This window comes from Geothrix sp. 21YS21S-2 (genome assembly GCF_030846775.1).
GTDB lineage: Bacteria > Acidobacteriota > Holophagae > Holophagales > Holophagaceae > Mesoterricola.
The window spans coordinates 4,479,144-4,496,263 of sequence record NZ_CP132910.1 but is presented as its reverse complement, the minus strand read 5'-3'; the positions used below and the strand labels follow the sequence as shown (position 1 = coordinate 4,496,263).

The window sequence follows — 17,120 nt, the reverse complement described above, 5'->3', positions numbered from 1 at the left end:
CGAAGCTCCCTTCATCCCTTGGCCTTGAGGGCGATCATCTGGGGCACGCCGAAGATGTGCGCGAAGCCCGCGGCCTCGGCGCCCGTCCAGAGGCGGGTGCTCTCGCCGTAGCTGGCCATGTCCGGGCGCACGAGGCTGCGCGGGGACTTGACGCCCTGGACGGCGAAGGCCCGGGGGCGCAGCTCCAGGCGCACGTCGCCGGTGACCGCGTCCTGGGTGGAGGCCAGGAAGGCCTCCAGGTCCCGGCAGATGGGGTCGAAGAAGTGCCCCTCGTGCAGGAGGCTGCCGTAGAGGTTGCCCAGGGACTCCTTCCAGAAGAGCTGCTTGCCGGTGAGGACGAGCTTCTCCAGCTCCCGGTGGGCGGTGATGACCAGGTGGGCGCCGGGGGCCTCGAAGGCCACGCGGCCCTTGATGCCCAGGATGGTGTCGCCCAGGTGGATGCCGCGGCCGATGCCGTAGGTGCTCCCCACCTCGTTGAGGGCCTGGATCACGCCGACGGGGCCCCGTTCCGCGCCGTCCAGCGAAACGGGGACGCCGTTGGAGAACCCCAGGACCAGGGTGCGGGCCGGGGTGAGCGGGTCCACCTCGCCGCCGGGATAGGCGGCCTCGGGCAGGTTCTGCCAGGGGTCCAGGGTCTCCTTGCCGCCGATGCTCGTGCCCCACATGCCTTCGTTGACGCTGTAGGACTCCACCTTCTCGGGGAAGGGGAAGCCGCGCTCGGCCAGGTACGTCCTCTCCTCGGCGCGGCTGGGGGCCAGTTCACGGATGGGGGCCATGAGGGCCAGGTCCGGCGCCAGGGCCCGGAAGGCCACGTCGAAGCGCACCTGGTCGTTGCCGGCGCCGGTGGAGCCGTGGGCCAGGGCCGTGGCCCGGATGTCCCGGGCGTGGGTGACCACGCGCCGGGCCTGGCAGACCCGCTCGGCGCTCACGGACAGCGGATAGAGCCCGCCCCGCAGGACGTTGCCGGCCACCAGGTGACGCAGGTAGTCCTGGAACAGCTCCTCCCGGGCGTCGATGGTGGCGTGGGAGGCCGAACCCAGCTTCGCGGCCATGCCCTCGATGCGCTCCAGTTCGGCCGGGGAGAAGCCGCCGGTGTCCACGGTGACGGTGTGGACCTCGTGGCCGAGCGACTTCAGGTAGAGGACGCAGTACGAGGTGTCGAGGCCCCCGGAGAAGGCGAGAAGGACGCGGTGGCTCATTTGGCACCCCAGGCGAAGAGTTGTTCGTAGGTCGTTTTCAGGAAGGCCCGGCGGCCCTTGATCCAGGCGGAGGACGAAGCCAGGGCCTCGGCGGTGCGCTCCAGGCCCAGGCGCACGGGGACGGCGGACTCGGGGCGGAAGGTGCCGTCCTGGATCTCGCGGGCCACCTGGACGTAGGCGTCGCGGAAGGGCTGGCCCTCGGCGGCGAGGCGGCAGGCCCGGGCGGCGGCGTGGAGCTCCTGGGTGATGGCGGCGGCGCAGGCCTCCCGGTCCACCTTGAGGCCGGGCAGGAGCCGGGAGGTGATGCGGAAGAGCTCCTCGCCCTTGCCCAGGAGCTCCACGAAGGGCGCCTTCAGGAGCTGATGGTCCCGGTGGTAGCTGGAGGGGAGGCCCCCCGCGAGGTGCCCCAGGAGGCCCGCCAGGCCCCGCAGTTCCCGGCAGCGGGCCCGGGCCAGTTCGAGGGCGTCGGGGTTGCGCTTCTGGGGCATGAGGCTGCTGCCCGTGGTGAAGGCGTCGGGCAGGGTCACGAAACCGAAGGACTCGGTGCTGTAGAGGTTCAGGTCCCAGAGGGCCTTCTCGAGGGTACCGGCGGCGGAGACGATCCAGGCGGCCAGGGCCTGCTCGTACCGGCCCCGGCTGTTCATCACGTCCATGGGGCTGTTCTGCACGCGGCTGAAGCCCAGGAGCGCGGCGCTGAGGCCCCGGTCCACGGCGACGGGGGCGCCGAAGCCGGCGGCGGCGCCCAGGGGGCACCGGTCCAGGCGGCCCCAAAGGGCCGGCAGGGCCTCCAGCTCCTCCAGCAGGCCCTCGGCGAAGGCCGAGGCCCACATGCCCCAGGTGGCGGGCATGGCCTTGCGCAGGTGGGTGAAGCCCGGCAGGGGCGTGGTCTCCTCGCGCACGGCCAGGTCCAGGAAGGCCCGGGCGACGGCGTGCATGGCCGAGCCCAGGTCCAGGGCCCGGTCCCGCATGTGGAGGCGCAGGGCCGTGGCCACCTGGTCGTTGCGGGACCGGGCCAGGTGGATGCGGCGGCCGGTCTCCCCGAGGCGGCGCTCCAGGGCGTGCTCCAGGGCGGTGTGGCCGTCCTCCTCCTCGGGCAGGATCACCAGTTCGCCCCGCAGGGCCTCCTGGCGCAGGCCGTCCAGGGCGCCCACCAGGGCCCGGGCCTCGGCTTCGGCCAGGAAGCCCGTCTCGCCCAGCATCCGCGCATGGGCGGCGCTGCCGGCGGCGTCGCTGGCGAGGAGGTGGAGGTCGGTCTCGGGATCGTCCCCGACGGTGAAGCGGTGGAGTTCCTCGTCCAGGGGGAGGTCCTTGGCCCAGAGCGGCTTAGACACGGCAGGCCTCCTTGGCGTATTCCCGGGCCAAAGCCGCGTAGAACGCGATGCCGCCTTCCAGCTCGGACAGGGAGATCCATTCGTCGGGGCGGTGGCTTCGGTGCGTGTCGCCGGGGCCCGCCTTCACGGCGGGGAGGTGGGCCAGGAAGGCCCAGTCGGAAGCCGTGGCGGAGCCTCGGGGCGCCTTGCGGCCCGAGGCGGCCAGGGCCGCCTTCACCACCGGCTCGTCCAGGCCGGTGGCCACGGCCTCGTAGCGCATGGAGTGCACGGCCACTTCGCTCTCCAGCACCAGCGCGATGCGCTCGGCGGTGAGGGCGTGGTCCAGGTTGGGGGTGGTGCGCAGGTCCACGAAGAACTCGCAGCTGTCGGGAACCTGGTTGCGGGCCCTGCCCCCCTGCACCTGGGTCACCTGGGCGCGGGTCTCGCCCAGGAGGGGGTGGGGCTCGAAGGTCATGGCGGCGAGCTTCTGGATGTCGCGGGCCGCCTTGTGGATGGCGTTCTCGCCCAGGGGGCTGTGGGCCACGTGGGCGGCCTCGCCCCGGGCGGTGCAGCGCAGGATGAGCATGCCCCGCTGGGCGGCGCAGATCTCCAGGCCGGTGGGCTCCCCCACCACGGCGGCGTCCAGCCTGCCCAGGTCCGGCAGCACCTCCCGGATGCCCTTGCCGCCCACCTCCTCGCCCTCGGTGAAGGCGAACACGGCGCGGGCGCCCTTGAGGCCGCGCAGCTCCACGGCCGCCAGGATCATGGCCGCCACGCAGCCCTTGGCGTCGTTGGCGCCCAGCCCGGTGAGGCGGTCGCCGTTCCAGGACGGGGTGAAGGGATCGCTGCTCCAGCCGTCACAGGGGGGCACGGTGTCCAGGTGGCTGGCGAAGAGGATGCGGGGACCTTCGGTGCCCACCTCGAACCAGAGGCTGTTGCCCGTGCGGCGCACCTCGAAGCCCTCGGCGCCCAGCAGGGCCGCGACGTGGTCCGCCACGGCCTGTTCGGCGTGGGACACGCTGGGAATGGCCACCAGGGATTCCAGGAGGGCCGCGGGCGCCATCATGCGCCCACCTCGTTCCGGTCGGCGACCAGCATGGTGCCGCTGCCCTCGTTGGTGAACACCTCGGCCAGGATGGCGTCGGGCCTGCTGCCCGAAACCAGGTGGACGCTCTTCACGCCGCCCTCCAGGGCCCGCCGGGCCGCGGTGATCTTGGGCTTCATGCCGTCCTTGATGGCGCCTTCCAGCTCCTTGAGGGTCTGCAGGTCGGCCAGGGGCACCAGGCTGCTGGGCACGGCCACGTCCCGCAGGAGCCCGGGGACCTTCAGGATGAAGAACAGCTTCTCCACCCCCAGGGCCGCGGCGATCTCGGCGGCGATGGTGTCGGCGTTGGTGTTGAGCACCTGGCCCTCGGCCGTGGCTGAGAAGGGCGCCACCACGGGGACGTAGCCGCCGTCCAGGAGGTGCCGGAGGACCGAGGGGTCCACGGTGTCCACGTCGCCCACGAGCCCGTAGTCCACCTCGCCCACGGGCCGCTTGTGGGACTTCACGAGGCCCGCGTCCTGGCCGGAGAGGCCCACCGCGGGAAGCCCGGCGACCTCCAGCGAAGCGAGGAGGTCCATCTGGATGCGGCCCTTGAAGGCCATCTTGGCGGCGTCCAGCACGGGGGCCGAGGTCACGCGCCGGCCGGCGACCTTGGTGGTCTCCAGGCCCAGCTCGTTGCAGAGCGCGTCCAGGCCGGCGCCGCCGCCGTGGACGATCACCAGGGGGATGGAGAAGCTCCACAGCAGGGCCAGCTGGGTGCAGACGGCCTTGCGCAGGGCGGGATCCTCCAGGATCTCGCCGCCGAGCTTGACCACGAAGGGCTTGCCGCGGAACTTCCGCACGTACTTGGCGGCGTTGTGCAGGGCGTCGAAGGGATTCGAGGAACGTACCATTGTCTAGGCCTCCAGAAGCCACTGGACCAGGGACCGCTGCACGTGGAAGCGGTTCTCCGCCTCGTCCACGACCCGGCTCCAGGGGCCGTCCAGGACGCCGTCGGCCACTTCGACGTTGCGGCGCACGGGAAGGCAGTGCATGAAGATCGCGTCCTGGGCGGCCTTGCGCATCAGGTCGGGGGAGCAGATCCAGTCGGGGTGGTCCTTGACGGCCTCCGCCTTCAGGCCGCCCTCCGTGGACGGGCCCCAGGCCTTGGCGTAGACCACTCGGCTGCCGGCTGCGGCCTCGCCCTGGTCCTTCGTGAAGGAGACGCTGCCGCCCGCGCCCTTGGCCAGGGCCTGGGCCTGGGCAAGGACCTCGCCCTGGAGCTCGAAGCCCTCGGGGTGGGCCACGCGCACCTCGCAGCCGGCCGCCGCTGCGGTGAGCAGGAAGCTGTTGGGCACGGCCTTGGGCAGCGGCTTGATGTGGGGGGCCCAGGTGAGGGTCACGGGCAGGCCCCTGGTGGAGCCGAAGGTCTCCCGGGCCGTCATGAGGTCGGCGAGGCCCTGGCAGGGGTGCTCCCGGGCGCTCTCCATGCTGAGGGTGGGCACGGTGGAGTGGTTGCGGAAGCCGTTCATGACGGGATCCGCGTGGTCCTCCGCGTCGCTGACGCCCGCGGCGAAGGTGCGCACGGCGAGCAGGTCCACGTAGCGCGCCAGGACGGGCGCGGCCTCCTTGATGTGCTCGGCCCGGTCCCCGTCCATGATGGCGCCGATGCGGTCCTCCAGCTTCCATACGCCGTTGCCCACTTCCAGGACGATGGACGAGCCGCCGCCCCGGGCCATGACGGCCTCGAAGGAGGCGCGGGTGCGCAGGCTGGGGTTGAAGAACACCATGCCGAGGATCCGGTCCACGAGGTGCTTCGGATGCGTTCCCGCCTTCCACTGGATGGCGCGGGCGAGGATCTCCTCCAGGCCCTCGATGCCGAAATCGCTGATGCCGGTGGCGTGTCTCATTTGGAATCTCCAGCGGGGAAGGTGCGGACGGCTTCGGCCAGGGCGTCGACCGCGGCCCGGGTCACGTTGAGGGGGGGCATGAGGCGCAGGGCGTCGGGATCGCCGCTGCCGCCCACGAGGATGTGCCGGTCCTGGAGGTGGGCCTTGAGCTGCTTGGCCCGGCCCGGCACCACCAGGCCCAGGAGCAGGCCCGAACCGCGGATCTCCGTGACGCAGGTGCCCGCGAGCGCCTCGCGGATCTCCTGCTCGCGCACGAAGACGTTCTGCAGGAGGCCCTCCTGGCGGATCACCGTGAGGGTGGCCAGGAGCGCGGCGCAGGCCAGGGGCCCGCCGCCGAAGGTGCTGCCCAGGTCCCCGGGCCTGACGGAGGCGGCGGCCTCGGCCGACAGGAGCAGCGCCCCCATGGGCACGCCCGAGGCGAGGCCCTTGGCGGAGGTGATCATGTCGGGGCGGACGCCGTGGAGGCCCGCGGCGAAGGGGTGCCCCAGGCGGCCCATGCCGGTCTGGACCTCGTCGTAGATGAGCATGGCGCCGGCGGCCTTCGTCTTCTCCCGCACCTTGATCATGAAGGGGGCGGTGGCGGGCCGGATGCCCGACATGCTCTGGATGGGCTCCATGATCACGCCGGCCACGTCCGAGAAGTCGGCGGCCTCCAGGGCCTCCACGTCGTTCCAGGGCAGGCGCAGGCAGGGCGCCAGGAGGGGCGCGTAGGGATCCGTGATGGCGGGGTCGTCGGTGACGGACAGGGCCAGGGTGGAGCGCCCGTGCCAGCCGCCCTGGAAGGCCGCGAACTTGTGCCTCCCGGTGAGCCGGCAGGCCATCTTCAGGGCATTCTCGTTGGCCTCGGCGCCGCTGTTGCAGAAGAAGATGGAGGCCATGCCCGCGTCCCGGCCGGACTCCGCGAAGTCCAGAAGGGCCTTGGCCGCCCGGGACCGCACGGGCAGTTCCGCGGCGGTGCTGTAGAAGATCAGCTCCCGGGCCTGGACCGCGATGGCCTCGGCCACCAGGGGGTGGGAGTGGCCGGTGCTGGCCACGCAGTGCCCGCCGTAGAAGTCCCAGTAGCTCCTTCCCAGGGGATCGAAGACCCGGTCGCGTTCGCCGCGGAGCAGGGGGAAGGGGAAGGGGGTGTAGGTGGGGAGGAGGGCGGGGGGCTGCAAATTTGCGGTCATTGGATGCAAAAACACGGAAATACCGGTCATGTAATGCAAATTGTGCGCGTCCCCGTATGGGGGGTCAAGCGAAAAAGCTACGACAGGACTGTAAATTTATGATTATGAGTTAAACAAGACTGCTTGCAAATTTGTGCAAATCGATGCAAATTAGCCCCATGAACTTGGACGAAGCCATTCTCCGCCATCTCTCCCGCCTGGAAATCACCGAACAGGGGGATCTCCTGGAGCTGCTCCGCAGGGAGGGCTTCGACCTGACGCTCTCCACCCTCTCCCGGCACATGAAGAAGCTGAACATCCGCAAGGAGGAGGGCCGCTACCGCCGCGCCCTGCCCGCCCTGCCCCCCTCCCACCCCTACACGCTCCAGAAGGTTCCCCCCACCCTGCTCATCCTCAAGACCACCCCTGGGTACGCCCAGGCCATGGCCCTGGCCCTGGACCAGGCCGGCCTGCCCTCCCTGGCCGGCACCCTGGCCGGGGACGATACGATCTTCGCGGCGCCCGTGAACAGCAGCTTGCTTGATAGACTGGAACTCGAAATCCGGGAACGTCTGATTCGAGGCATCTGAAGCCGGCCTGCCGAGCGGGCCCCAACCAAGGAGCTGAGCATGTCCCTCATCCAGGAGTTCAAGGCCTTCGTGGCCAAGGGAAACGTGGTGGACCTGGCCGTGGCCGTGGTGGTCGGCGGCGCCTTCGGGGAGATCGTCAAGGCCTTCGTGAGCGGCATCGTCATGCCGCTGGTGAGCTACGTGCTGCCGGCCAACATGGTCTGGGAGCAGTGGGCCGTGGGCAAGCTGCGCATCGGGGTGGTGCTGGGCGCGACCCTGAACTTCCTCATCATCGCCGGGGTCGTCTTCCTCTTCCTGGTGAAGCTGGTGGGCACCCTCATGAAGAAGAAGGAGGAGCCCGCGGCGCCCTCCACCAAGACCTGCCCCGAGTGCCTGGAGACGATTCCCCTCGCAGCCAAACGTTGCAAATTCTGCACTAGCCAGGTCGATTGACCGCTCCGTGACGGTCCTCACTAATAGAAGACTGTAAGGTAGTTGAAAGGCCCCCGGTCCTATACTGCGGGCGGACCCTTCACGGAGCACGTCTTGTTCGACCAGCCCACGGAACGCGAGGCCCGGGAACTCATCGAGTCCCAGGGCCTTCGTTTTGAACCCGGGGTGGATGACCTGGTGGGCTGGTACGACGGCGGGCGCCTCGCGGCATGCGGCGCCAGGAAGGGCTATGTCCTCAAGATGCTGGCCATAGCTCCCGAGTTCCAGGGCACGGACACCCTGGGCGCCCTGGTGACCCGGCTCGTCCTCTCGGGCATGGAGGCGGGCCACGGGACCCTCTTCCTCTTCACCCGGCCCCAGAACACCGGGACCTTCGAGGCCCTGAACTTCCGGCTCCTGGCCACCCACGGCACGGCGGCGCTCCTGGAGCACGGGCCGGGCCTGGAGGCCTACCTGGCCTCCCATCCCGCCGCGCCGGGCCGCAACGGCGCCATCGTCCTCAACGGCAACCCCTTCACCCTGGGCCACCTCCACCTGGCGGAACGGGCCGCGAAGGAGGTGGACCGGCTCCTCCTCTTCGTGGTGAGCGAGGACTGCTCCGTCTTCCCCTTCGCGGCGCGCCTGCGCCTGGCCCGGGAGGCCACGGCCCACCTGCCCAACGTCACCGTCCTGGAGACCTCCCGCTACGCGGTGTCCGCCGGGACCTTCCCCGCCTACTTCCTCAAGCGCGAGGACGAGGCCGCCCAGGCCCAGATGCGCCTGGACCTGGATCTCTTCGCCCGGCGCATCGCCCCGGCTTTCCACGTCGTCCGCCGCTTCGCCGGGACCGAGCCCCTCTGCCCCGCGACCCGGGCCTACAACGCCGCCATGGCCGAGATCCTGCCCCCCGCCGGCGTCGCCGTCACGGAAGTGGCCCGCCTCGAGGCCGCCGGCGCCCCGGTCAGCGCGACCCGGGTGCGCGCCGCCTTCGCCGCCGGGGACTTCGGGACCCTGGCGTCCCTGGTGCCCCCTTCCACCCTCCAGTTCCTCCGATCCGACGAAGCCCGGCCCATCGCCGGGCGCCTCCAGGGAGCCTAGTCCATGCAGATCCGACGCAAGTCCACCGCGGGCACCATGCAGTCCAGCGACCTCATGGTCGTGGTCGAGCCCGCCGAAACCCTCCAGATCGACATCGAATCCACCGTGAAGAAGCAGTTCGAGCACCTGATCCGGGCCCGCATCGAGGCGACCCTGCAGGAGCTGGGCGTGGCCGCCGGCCACGTCCGCGTCTCGGACCGCGGCGCCCTGGACTACGCCATCGCCGCCCGGGTGGAAACCGCCATTCACAGAGCTTCCCAGGAGTAGTCATGGACAAGGTATGGTCCCGCGAGTGCGTCACAGGCCGGCGCTTCATCATCAAGATCCAGCCGGGTGCGCGCATCGTCCCCACCCTCCTGGAGTTCTGCAGTTCCCAGAACATCACCTTCGCGTCCATGGTCTCGGCCATCGGTTCGGTGCGTGACGTGGAGTTCAGGGACATCCAGACCGGGGCCCACCTGCCCCTGACCGAACCCCGCACCCGCAAGCACCGGGTGGAAGGCCCCCTGGAGATGCTGGGGCTCTCGGGCAACATCGCCCCGGGCGCCGGCAAGAAGCTGGGCGCCCAGTTCTACATCCTGGCCTCCAAGGCCGGCGGCGAGGTGGTGGGGGGCCAGCTGGTGGACGCCGAGGTGTTCGCCACCTGCGAAATCGTCCTGGCCGAGTACCTGGTGACGGGCATCGAGCGCTACCACTCCACCTCGAGCGGCGTCGACACCCTCTTCTTCGAAGAAAGGTAGGGGATCCATGAAGCTCCGCCGTTCCCTGCTGTACGTCCCCGGCAACATGCCCGGGATGCTGCAGAACATCCCGGTCTTCGAGGCCGACGTCGTCATGATCGACCTGGAGGACGCCGTCCCCCTCCAGGAGAAGGACGCCGCGAGGCTCCTGGCCCGCAACTTCCTGCGGTCCTACACCGACCGCAACAAGGAGATGTTCGTCCGGATCAACGGGCTGGACACGCCCTACGCGCTGGACGACCTGCGGGAGATCCTCCCTGCCCTGCCGGACGGGATCCGCCTGCCCAAGGCCGACAACCCCGAGGTGGTGGAGAAGCTCGACACCCTGCTCACCGAGCAGGAGGAGCACCTGGGCCTGGAGATCGGCCACTTCAAGATCATCCCCTCCATCGAGAGCGCCCAGGGGGTGCTCAACAGCGTGCTGACCGCGGTCAGCTCTCCGCGCCTGGTGGCCCTGGCCTTCGGCGCCGAGGACTTCACGGCCTCCATGGAGATCGACCGCACCAAGACCGGCGAGGAGCTCTTCTCCGCCCGCACCCAGATCGTGTGGGCCGCCAAGGCCGCCGGCCTCCAGGTCATCGACACCATCTTCCCCGACGTCAACGACATGGAGGCGCTGCGCGCCGAGACGGCCCTCATCAAGCGCCTGGGCTTCACGGGCAAGTCCCTGGTGAACCCCAGGCAGATCGAGATCATCCACGAGGTGTTCCGCCCCGCGGCCAAGGAGATCGAGCACGCCCTGGAAGTGATGGACGCCATCAAGCGCGCCCGGGAGATGGGCACCGGCGTGATCTCGCTCAAGGGCAGGATGGTCGACGCGCCCGTCGTCACCCGCGCCGCCCGCGTCCTGAAGACGGCCATCGCCTTCGGGATGATCGACTTTGACCTGACCGACGAGGTGATCCATGGCGAAAAATAGCCTCGGACGGGAGATCCCGGCCCTGTGGAGGGGCCGCACCCTCGACCCCTACGTCGATCCCTGGAACAAGAAGCCCGAGGTCCTGCGGGCCACGCGGCCCCTGGTGCGCCGCCACCCCTCCGACTCCAAGCTCCTGCCCAGCCTGCGGGCCGCGCTGGAGAAGTGCGAGCTCCGGGACGGCATGAACATCTCCACCCACCACCACCTGCGCAACGGCGACCTGCTGCTGAACCTGCTGGTGAAGGAACTGGACGCCATGGGTCTCATGGACATGGGCATCGCCTCCAGCTCCGTGCACGACGTGCACGCGGAGATCATCCCCTACATCCGCAAGGGCGTCATCACCCGCATCGAGACCGGCGTCAACGGCCTCATCGCCCAGATGGTGAGCAAGGGCGAGCTGAAGTGCGACATCATCGTGCGGAGCCACGGCGGCCGGGCCCGGTCCCTGGTCACGGGCGAGGTGGAAGTGGACGCCGCCTTCATCGCGGCCCCCTGCTGCGACGTCACCGGCAACATGAACGGCGTGCACGGGCCGTCGGCCTGCGGCTCCCTGGGCTACGCCTACACCGACGCCCGCTACGCCAAGAAGGTGGTGGCCGTCACCGACAACCTGGTGCGCTACCCCGCGGCCCCCATCAGCATCTCCCAGTCCGACGTGGACTACGTGGTGCAGATCGAGTCCCTGGGCGACCCCAAGAAGATCGTCTCCACCACCACCCGCGTCACCCGCGACCCCGCGGGCCTGCTCATCGCCAAGTACGCCTCCGAGGTCATCCACGCCTCGGGCCTGCTCAAGGACGGCTTCTCCTTCCAGACCGGCGCCGGCGGCACGTCCCTGGCCGTGGCCGACAACGTGCGCCGCCTCATGGCCGAGAACAAGGTCAAGGGCAGCTTCGGCTGCGGCGGCATCACGGGCTACTTCGTCGACATGCTGGAGGAGGGCTACTTCGAGACGCTCTTCGACGTGCAGTGCTTCGACAACCGGGCCGTGGACTCCATGCGGCGCAACCCCTGCCACCGTGAGATCTCCGCCGACCTCTACGCCAGCCCCTTCAACCGAGGGTGCGTGGCCAACATGCTCGACTGCGTCATCCTGGGCGCCACCGAGGTGGACGTGGACTTCAACGTCAACGTCAACACCGAGTCCAGCGGCTACCTCCTGCACAACACCGGCGGCCACTGCGACGTGGCCGCGGGCGCCAAGCTCGCCATCGTGGTGGCCCCCTCCATCCGCGGCCGGCTCCCGGTGGTGCGGGACGCCGTCACCACCGTCACCACCCCCGGGGAGACCGTGGACGTCATCGTCACCGAGCGCGGCATCTGCGTCTCCAGCAAGCACCCCGACCTGGTGGCCGAACTCAAGCGCCGCAACCTCCCGGTGAAGGACATCCGCCAGTTCCACGAGGAGATCACCCGGGTCACCGGCAAGCCGAGGCCCATCGAGTTCGAGGACGAGGTCGTGGCGCTCATCGAGTACCGGGACGGCTCCATCATCGACGTGGTCAGGAAGGTCCATGAATAGCGTCTTCCTCGCCGCCCGCGACGAACGGGAGCGCGAGCTCCGCCGGGCCCTGGCCCAGTGCGGGGACGCCGCCTCCATCCTGTTCGTCAGCTGCAACGTCCCCGGCCCCGCCAAGCACCGCCCGGGCCTCTCCCGGCTGGCGCAGGGGGCCCTGGACGGTCTGGAGGCCGTGGCCGCCCATTCGGGTTTCGATGCCCTGGGTCCCTTCCACATCGCGTTTTCCGCGGGCGACCCCGCCCAGGTCAAGGCCGCCGCCGTGGCCCTGGAGGGCCTTACCCCCTCCGGCCGGATCCTGGACATCGACGTCTACCGCCCCGACGGCACGCAGGTGGACCGGGCCTCCCTGGGCCTGCCCCAGCGCCCCTGCCTCCTCTGCGCGGAACCCGCCCGGGAGTGCATCCGGGCCGGGCGCCACTCCGCCGCCGAGCTCCTGGCCAAGGTGGACGCCCTGCTCCACGAGCACAGCACCCCCCAGCGGCTCCTGCCGGAGACACTCGCCGCCACCCTCCACCGGGGCGCCCTGCGCGAGCTGGAGCTGACCCCCAAGCCCGGCCTCGTGGACCGCCGCGACTGCGGCTCGCACCCGGACCTCACCTTCGAGGCCATGCGGGCATCGGCGGACCTCCTGCCCCTCTACTACGGGGAGCTGCTGGAGCGCTTCGGCGAGCAGCGGCCCCTGAACGAACTCAACCAGGCCGGCCGCGACGCCGAGGACCGCATGCTGCGGGAGATCGGCACCAACGGCCACAAGGGCTATATCTTCCTGTCCGGCCTTACGCTGCTGGCGGCCTGCCAGTGCAAGGGCCGCATCTCCCAGCTCCGCGGCGCCATCGCGGACCTGGCCGCGAAGTTCTTCTCGGCCTGCCCGCCCCAGGGCACCATCGGCGCCGAACTGCGCGCCCGCCACGGCCTGGGCGGCATCCAGGCCGAGGCCCTGCAGGGCCTGCCCGCAGTGTTCGAGCACGGCTGGCCCGCCTACCGCGACGCCCTGGAGGCCGGCCTGGAGCCGCGCCTGGCGGGCTTCCGCCTCATGGCCACGCTGATGCGCACGGTGGAGGACACCACCGCCGTCCGCCGCTGCGGGCTGGAGGGCCTCGAGCGTCTCCGCCGGGACGGGGCGGCCCTCCAGGGCCTCCTGGACATGGGGCGGGATCCCGAGCCCTTCCTGCTGGCCCTGAACGAGGACTACCGCCGGGACAACCTGACCATGGGCGGCGTGGCGGACTGCATGGCGCTCACCTGGGCCCTCCACGCGGCCTCGGCCTGAACGGGCCTCAATCGTCCAGGGGACGGAAGTTCACATCCAGTGCCGCAAGCCGCGGCCAGAGCATGTACTCCATGTGGCGGGAGGTCGCCACGTACTCCGTCCAAAGCAGCCCTTCCGAGCCCAGGAACTGCCTGGCCTCCACGATGGCGTGGCTGGGGTGACCCTCCTTACCGCCCCGAGCCGGACGGCGTGCTCCGCGCCTTCTGCCGCAGGATCCGCCCCCGCGCGCTTATGTGGGGATCGGTGGCGCGCGCCTGCGCCGAGGTCGCGCCCCGGAACGATCTGGCCACCGCCTTCCTCAACGGGCTCGCGGGGTCCACCATGATCTCCATGGCCCTGTTCGGGGTGGAGAAGTGCCTGTTAGGGGCCAGGGGCTTGGGGTTGGGGTTCCTGGGTATCGCGGGCGTGTGTGGAGGCGTCCTCTCCTGGCACCTTCGGCGCCAGGGATGGCCGGCGGGATCGAACAAGGCTTTTTGCGAAATGCGAAAGCATAACGAGCTATAACAAGCCTTTAGTCACCTGAAAATAATTAAATATTTCCTATTTAGAAAATGCCAAATTTATAAAGAAAATCGACTATTTACTTATCGTTAAATCCCATTTTGTTTTGGTCGGCCTTAGGATAACATCGTCACCATGCCAGCTTGATTCAAGCCGAATGGCTGAATCTAAAGCTTTTATAAAATCATATTAAGGAGAAAACATGTCCAGAGTGACACCTTTGTTCCTGGCCGGAAGATTGGCGATCGCGGCCCTTCCGGGGTTCAGCCTGATCTGCAGCCTCGCCGCCGCGGCTACCCCGGGCCCGAATGAACCGAAGCAGGCCATCCCAGTGAGGGCGTGGCGCGATGTCCATGGCGGGGACCGGGTTCCGGGCTCGGAAGTAGTCCTGGATGCCGGGCACTGGAACAACGTGTGGCGAAAGCTCAGGAGGGACACGCCCCCCTTGGATTTCACCACCTGCATCGCAGTGGTGGCGTACGCGGGAGAGAAGGGCACGGGCGGCTACTCCATTAGGTTCATGGAGCCGGTGGCCGAGGGGAACGATTTGCTTATCCGCTGGCAGGTCCTGACGCCCGAACCAGGAAGCCTGCAGATGCAGGTCCTCACCCAGCCCTGGGAAGCGCAAGCCTTCGAGCGGCCCAAGGGAGTCGTGCGGGTGCAGCAACTCCCCGATTCCACCGACCTGGCGGGAACAGCCAGGTAGGACTCACGGGCGAGTAACCTACCGCGATCGGCCGACCCTGAGCTGAAGAAGGCATGCTATGCCTGGCTGAAGAACCCCTCGAACCTCACCGCCCACCAGGCAGAGATGCTGGAGGCCCTGCGCAACCCCAACCTGAAGACCGCGGAAGCCTCCCCGGATGCGAGCCTCCCTCCAGGACTCCCACGAGCAGGCCAACCCCAGCTCCTCCAAGTTGTTCCTGCAGGAGTGGATCGCCATGGTCATGGGCTCGGAAATCGAGCTCGTGGCCATGGTGGCCCAGCCCCTTCGATCGCACGTGGAGGGTGTTCTCCGCCGGGCCCGGAGTAATCAGAAGGCCCCTTTCCTCTCGGCCTTTTCCATCAAGTTCCGCTCGAATTGTCCGGCGAATTCGGCCAGCCCCAACTTCTGGGCCAGGCCCAGCGGAGCGTATCCCCCTCCATCGGCCAGCAGGGGATCCGCTCCCGCGTCGAGCAGCACCTGCACGAGGGCGTGCCCGTCGGTGGAGAAGACAGGGTTTTCCTTCCAGGCCATGACCACACCCAGGAGGGGCGTCAGCCCCCTCTCGTCCATATCGTTCGCCCGCGCACCCGCCCGAAGGGCCTCCTGGACCAGGGGGAGCGAACCGCTCCCGGCGCACCAGGCCAGGATGGAGACGCCGCCAAGGAACCGCGTGGACGGGTCGAGACCGTGCTGGATCCAGAAGGGGACCCAGAGGGCCATCTGCGGACTCTGGCCGGGTATGTCGGCCGCCAGGAAAAGGGCCGCCTTCTGTTCCTGCGGCAGGGCGCGGACAAAGGGGATGGGGTACCAGGGGGGGCCCAGCCTCTCCGCCCCGGCGTTGTGCAGGACACCGGCCAGGGCTTCGTAGGCATCCGCGTCGATGGGGATGACCTTCTCCACCAGGAGCAGCATCGTGGGCAGCAGGGTTCCGGAATGGGCGTCCAGGATGGACTGGATGGCATTGAGGGCCACGTCCGGGGAATCGAGATTCGTGGCGAAGAGGTGCCATGCCTCCCGGGGCGGCCCGATCCCCACGAAATGGTCGCGCCAGGCCCCCAGCAGGGGGGCATCCGCGGGAACCTCCATCTGCCGGAGCCCCCAGGCGGGGCTCCGGTTCACCAGGGAATGCATGGCGAAGTGTCCCGGCCGGAAGGTCCATGCGAAGCCCGGTTCCCGGTTGAGGGTGAAGTCCAGGGTCCCGAAATCCATGCCTTCCCACCCGCCTTTGACGGCTTGCCAAGCGAAGGTCCGGCCTTCCGTCGACACCAGCTCGCACAGGCGATCGAGCTTGCCGGTGGCCTGGGCGAGGCCTGGGCCCCCCTGCCAGGGGCCGTTGAGGAGCGGATCGGGCAGCAGGTGGGCGATGAGGTTCAGCATGTTCCTGAGGCCTGCGCCCTTCAGGTTGTGCGTGCCGTTGCGGTAGACGATGGGCAGGGGATCCCCGGGGTGGTTGAGGCCCGATACGATGGCGCTCCACGCGTCCCGGGCCGCCTGGGTGGTCTGGTGGGCGATGCGGGGGAACCGCCGGTAGAACGCCTGGAGCTCCATCAGCTTTGCCGTGGGGGGAGCCGGGAAGCGGTGCAGGAAGGCGGCGAAGCGGCCCTCGGAAAACACCCCCTCATGGGTGAAGGCGATGTTGAAGAAATTGCGCAGGGAGGTTTCCCCGCAGTCCGGATAGCGGGCTTCGCCGTGGCGGGCCATGCCGTAGTTGACGAGTTCGGGAAGGGGTCCCTGGGTGCGCTGGTCGTTCAGGAACACCGCGAGCTCATCGGGAAGAACCGGCTCGCCTCCGCCCGCCCGGTGCACCTCCATGCGTTCCAGAACTCCAGGCAACCGGGCGTCGGGGTAGGCCTGGCCTGCGGGCGGCTGGGGCCTTCTCTCGGGCGGCCCGAGGAGCAGCCCCGGGCTGAAGGCCCGGTACAGTTCATCCACGTGGTCGGCCACCGTCCAGGCATAGCCCAGAAGGGCCATCTCCACCACCCGGGGAGGGTAGGCGCGGCCGCCATCGGCCACCTCCTGGCGCACCCCCCGGGCGAGCATCGTCGCGAAGGAGCCCAGGATCCGGTGGTACCCGGAATCGGGATCGGGGGAACCGCCCCCCAGGATCCGTATCACGTCGGCGCGAAGGTCCCGCTCCGCCTCATCGGGGGAGCCGGTGGCCCGGGAGGAGGAGGCGCCGCGGGCGTCCGCCATGGAGCCCTTGCGGAACGTGATGGCGTCCAGGAGCGCCAGGATCCTGGGCAGTCCCTTCTCGCGCTCCCTGGACAGCGCCCCGATGGGATCCTTCGTGCGCTGGTTGGGCACGAAATTGACGCCGTCCGGGGAAGGGAAAAGGTACTGGATCACCCCTGCCACCGCATCCTGGGGATGGTCATTGGCCCCATGGAGGCCGGGGTGCCGGGGAAGTTCCGCCAGGGGCGCCGGGCCGTAGGCCCCGTACAGGCGCAGGTTCCGGAGCAGGCCTGACTTGAGGGAAACCATGCCCCAGAGGGGGGAGAGTTCCCGGTGGGCGGGAGCCGTCTGGCCGTAGATGCCCAGGGCCTGCTCCGCGGGGATCTCGGCGGACACGGCCAGGCCCAGGGTGGCGGCGAGGATGGGAACAAGGCGGGGACTGGGCATGGGCTGCCTCTAATTAATATTTAATATTGCCTGGAGGTGCCCAAAGGTTCCCCGGAACCCAGGGCCGGCCCGGGAGCAGGGCGGAGCCATACTTTCGGGAAGGGAGCCGGGATGACCGCATCCGCCAGGGTCGAGGTCGAACGCGGATCCGGC

17 protein-coding genes are annotated in these 17,120 nt (G+C 69.4%); 9 read left to right on the top strand and 8 right to left on the bottom strand.

Annotated features, from left to right (window positions below):
- Positions 1 to 11: 11 nt before the first annotated feature.
- From argG to RAH40_RS19810, 6 genes are read right to left on the bottom strand one after another with little or no spacing between them, the layout of a single operon-like run.
- Positions 12 to 1,199 (bottom strand): argininosuccinate synthase, encoded by a 1,188-nt coding sequence (gene argG / locus RAH40_RS19835; RefSeq protein WP_306599361.1) that lies wholly within the window; start codon positions 1,197 to 1,199, stop codon positions 12 to 14.
- Positions 1,196 to 2,530, bottom strand: a complete 1,335-nt coding sequence (locus RAH40_RS19830) for a lyase family protein (protein ID WP_306599360.1) — start codon at positions 2,528 to 2,530, stop codon at positions 1,196 to 1,198. The genes argG and RAH40_RS19830 overlap by 4 nt, the downstream gene beginning before the upstream one ends.
- Positions 2,523 to 3,572, bottom strand: a complete 1,050-nt coding sequence (locus tag RAH40_RS19825) for a M20/M25/M40 family metallo-hydrolase (protein ID WP_373432586.1) — start codon at positions 3,570 to 3,572, stop codon at positions 2,523 to 2,525. The genes RAH40_RS19830 and RAH40_RS19825 overlap by 8 nt, the downstream gene beginning before the upstream one ends.
- A complete protein-coding gene (gene argB / locus RAH40_RS19820) occupies positions 3,572 to 4,447 on the bottom strand; it encodes an acetylglutamate kinase (RefSeq protein ID WP_306599358.1) in 876 nt (291 codons plus the stop codon). Before argB ends, RAH40_RS19825 begins: the two co-directional genes overlap by 1 nt.
- Positions 4,448 to 4,450: 3 nt before the next feature.
- A complete protein-coding gene (locus RAH40_RS19815; protein ID WP_306599357.1) occupies positions 4,451 to 5,443 on the bottom strand; it encodes an N-acetylornithine carbamoyltransferase in 993 nt (330 codons plus the stop codon).
- Entirely contained in the window at positions 5,440 to 6,600 is a 1,161-nt protein-coding gene (locus tag RAH40_RS19810) for an aspartate aminotransferase family protein (protein ID WP_306599356.1), read from the bottom strand. The genes RAH40_RS19815 and RAH40_RS19810 overlap by 4 nt, the downstream gene beginning before the upstream one ends.
- Positions 6,601 to 6,770: 170 nt before the next feature.
- Between RAH40_RS19810 and RAH40_RS19805 the strand changes: the two genes are divergently transcribed.
- The 8 genes from RAH40_RS19805 (at position 6,771) to RAH40_RS19770 (ending at position 13,141) form a co-directional block, all read left to right on the top strand.
- The gene (locus RAH40_RS19805; protein ID WP_306599355.1) at positions 6,771 to 7,181 is read left to right on the top strand and encodes a hypothetical protein; all 411 of its coding nucleotides are present in this window, start codon (positions 6,771 to 6,773) and stop codon (positions 7,179 to 7,181) included.
- A gap of 39 nt (positions 7,182 to 7,220) precedes the next feature.
- The gene (mscL, locus tag RAH40_RS19800) at positions 7,221 to 7,613 is read left to right on the top strand and encodes a large conductance mechanosensitive channel protein MscL (protein WP_306599354.1); all 393 of its coding nucleotides are present in this window, start codon (positions 7,221 to 7,223) and stop codon (positions 7,611 to 7,613) included.
- Between the two features lie 93 nt (positions 7,614 to 7,706).
- Positions 7,707 to 8,690, top strand: coding sequence for a [citrate (pro-3S)-lyase] ligase (locus RAH40_RS19795; protein ID WP_306599353.1), 984 nt, complete (start codon positions 7,707 to 7,709; stop codon positions 8,688 to 8,690).
- Positions 8,691 to 8,693: 3 nt separating this feature from the next.
- On the top strand, positions 8,694 to 8,957 hold the full coding sequence (gene citD, locus RAH40_RS19790; protein WP_306599352.1) for a citrate lyase acyl carrier protein: 264 nt from the start codon (positions 8,694 to 8,696) through the stop codon (positions 8,955 to 8,957).
- A 2-nt stretch (positions 8,958 to 8,959) separates the two neighbouring features.
- Positions 8,960 to 9,430: a PPC domain-containing DNA-binding protein gene (locus RAH40_RS19785; protein WP_306599351.1), complete on the top strand. Its 471-nt coding sequence runs from the start codon at positions 8,960 to 8,962 to the stop codon at positions 9,428 to 9,430.
- A gap of 7 nt (positions 9,431 to 9,437) precedes the next feature.
- On the top strand, positions 9,438 to 10,349 hold the full coding sequence (locus RAH40_RS19780; protein WP_306599350.1) for a CoA ester lyase: 912 nt from the start codon (positions 9,438 to 9,440) through the stop codon (positions 10,347 to 10,349).
- Positions 10,336 to 11,874: a citrate lyase subunit alpha gene (gene citF / locus RAH40_RS19775; RefSeq protein ID WP_306599349.1), complete on the top strand. Its 1,539-nt coding sequence runs from the start codon at positions 10,336 to 10,338 to the stop codon at positions 11,872 to 11,874. Before RAH40_RS19780 ends, citF begins: the two co-directional genes overlap by 14 nt.
- On the top strand, positions 11,867 to 13,141 hold the full coding sequence (locus tag RAH40_RS19770) for a triphosphoribosyl-dephospho-CoA synthase (protein ID WP_306599348.1): 1,275 nt from the start codon (positions 11,867 to 11,869) through the stop codon (positions 13,139 to 13,141). The genes citF and RAH40_RS19770 overlap by 8 nt, the downstream gene beginning before the upstream one ends.
- 7 nt (positions 13,142 to 13,148) lie before the next feature.
- On the opposite strand, the gene RAH40_RS23095 is transcribed toward RAH40_RS19770, so the two are convergent.
- Positions 13,149 to 13,283, bottom strand: a complete 135-nt coding sequence (locus tag RAH40_RS23095; protein ID WP_373432535.1) for a family 20 glycosylhydrolase — start codon at positions 13,281 to 13,283, stop codon at positions 13,149 to 13,151.
- Positions 13,284 to 13,844: 561 nt separating this feature from the next.
- On the opposite strand from RAH40_RS23095, the gene RAH40_RS19765 reads away from it, so the two are divergent.
- Positions 13,845 to 14,348, top strand: coding sequence for a protease complex subunit PrcB family protein (locus RAH40_RS19765; RefSeq protein WP_306599347.1), 504 nt, complete (start codon positions 13,845 to 13,847; stop codon positions 14,346 to 14,348).
- A 327-nt stretch (positions 14,349 to 14,675) separates the two neighbouring features.
- On the opposite strand, the gene RAH40_RS19760 is transcribed toward RAH40_RS19765, so the two are convergent.
- Complete coding sequence (locus RAH40_RS19760) at positions 14,676 to 16,967, bottom strand: ankyrin repeat domain-containing protein (protein ID WP_306599346.1); 2,292 nt, start codon at positions 16,965 to 16,967, stop codon at positions 14,676 to 14,678.
- Positions 16,968 to 17,120: the final 153 nt, after the last annotated feature.

What these genes read in the sequence shown, in the direction of transcription:
- RAH40_RS19765 (WP_306599347.1), top strand. Translation starts at nt 13,845, where the DNA reads ATGTCCAGAGTGACACCTTTGTTCCTGGCCGGAAGATTGGCGATCGCG.
- argB (WP_306599358.1), bottom strand. Translation starts at nt 4,447, where the DNA reads ATGGTACGTTCCTCGAATCCCTTCGACGCCCTGCACAACGCCGCCAAG.
- citF (WP_306599349.1), top strand. Translation starts at nt 10,336, where the DNA reads ATGGCGAAAAATAGCCTCGGACGGGAGATCCCGGCCCTGTGGAGGGGC.
- RAH40_RS19815 (WP_306599357.1), bottom strand. Translation starts at nt 5,443, where the DNA reads ATGAGACACGCCACCGGCATCAGCGATTTCGGCATCGAGGGCCTGGAG.
- citD (WP_306599352.1), top strand. Translation starts at nt 8,694, where the DNA reads ATGCAGATCCGACGCAAGTCCACCGCGGGCACCATGCAGTCCAGCGAC.
- RAH40_RS19825 (WP_373432586.1), bottom strand. Translation starts at nt 3,572, where the DNA reads ATGGCGCCCGCGGCCCTCCTGGAATCCCTGGTGGCCATTCCCAGCGTG.
- mscL (WP_306599354.1), top strand. Translation starts at nt 7,221, where the DNA reads ATGTCCCTCATCCAGGAGTTCAAGGCCTTCGTGGCCAAGGGAAACGTG.
- argG (WP_306599361.1), bottom strand. Translation starts at nt 1,199, where the DNA reads ATGAGCCACCGCGTCCTTCTCGCCTTCTCCGGGGGCCTCGACACCTCG.
- RAH40_RS19760 (WP_306599346.1), bottom strand. Translation starts at nt 16,967, where the DNA reads ATGCCCAGTCCCCGCCTTGTTCCCATCCTCGCCGCCACCCTGGGCCTG.
- RAH40_RS19805 (WP_306599355.1), top strand. Translation starts at nt 6,771, where the DNA reads ATGAACTTGGACGAAGCCATTCTCCGCCATCTCTCCCGCCTGGAAATC.
- RAH40_RS19785 (WP_306599351.1), top strand. Translation starts at nt 8,960, where the DNA reads ATGGACAAGGTATGGTCCCGCGAGTGCGTCACAGGCCGGCGCTTCATC.
- RAH40_RS19780 (WP_306599350.1), top strand. Translation starts at nt 9,438, where the DNA reads ATGAAGCTCCGCCGTTCCCTGCTGTACGTCCCCGGCAACATGCCCGGG.
- RAH40_RS19770 (WP_306599348.1), top strand. Translation starts at nt 11,867, where the DNA reads ATGAATAGCGTCTTCCTCGCCGCCCGCGACGAACGGGAGCGCGAGCTC.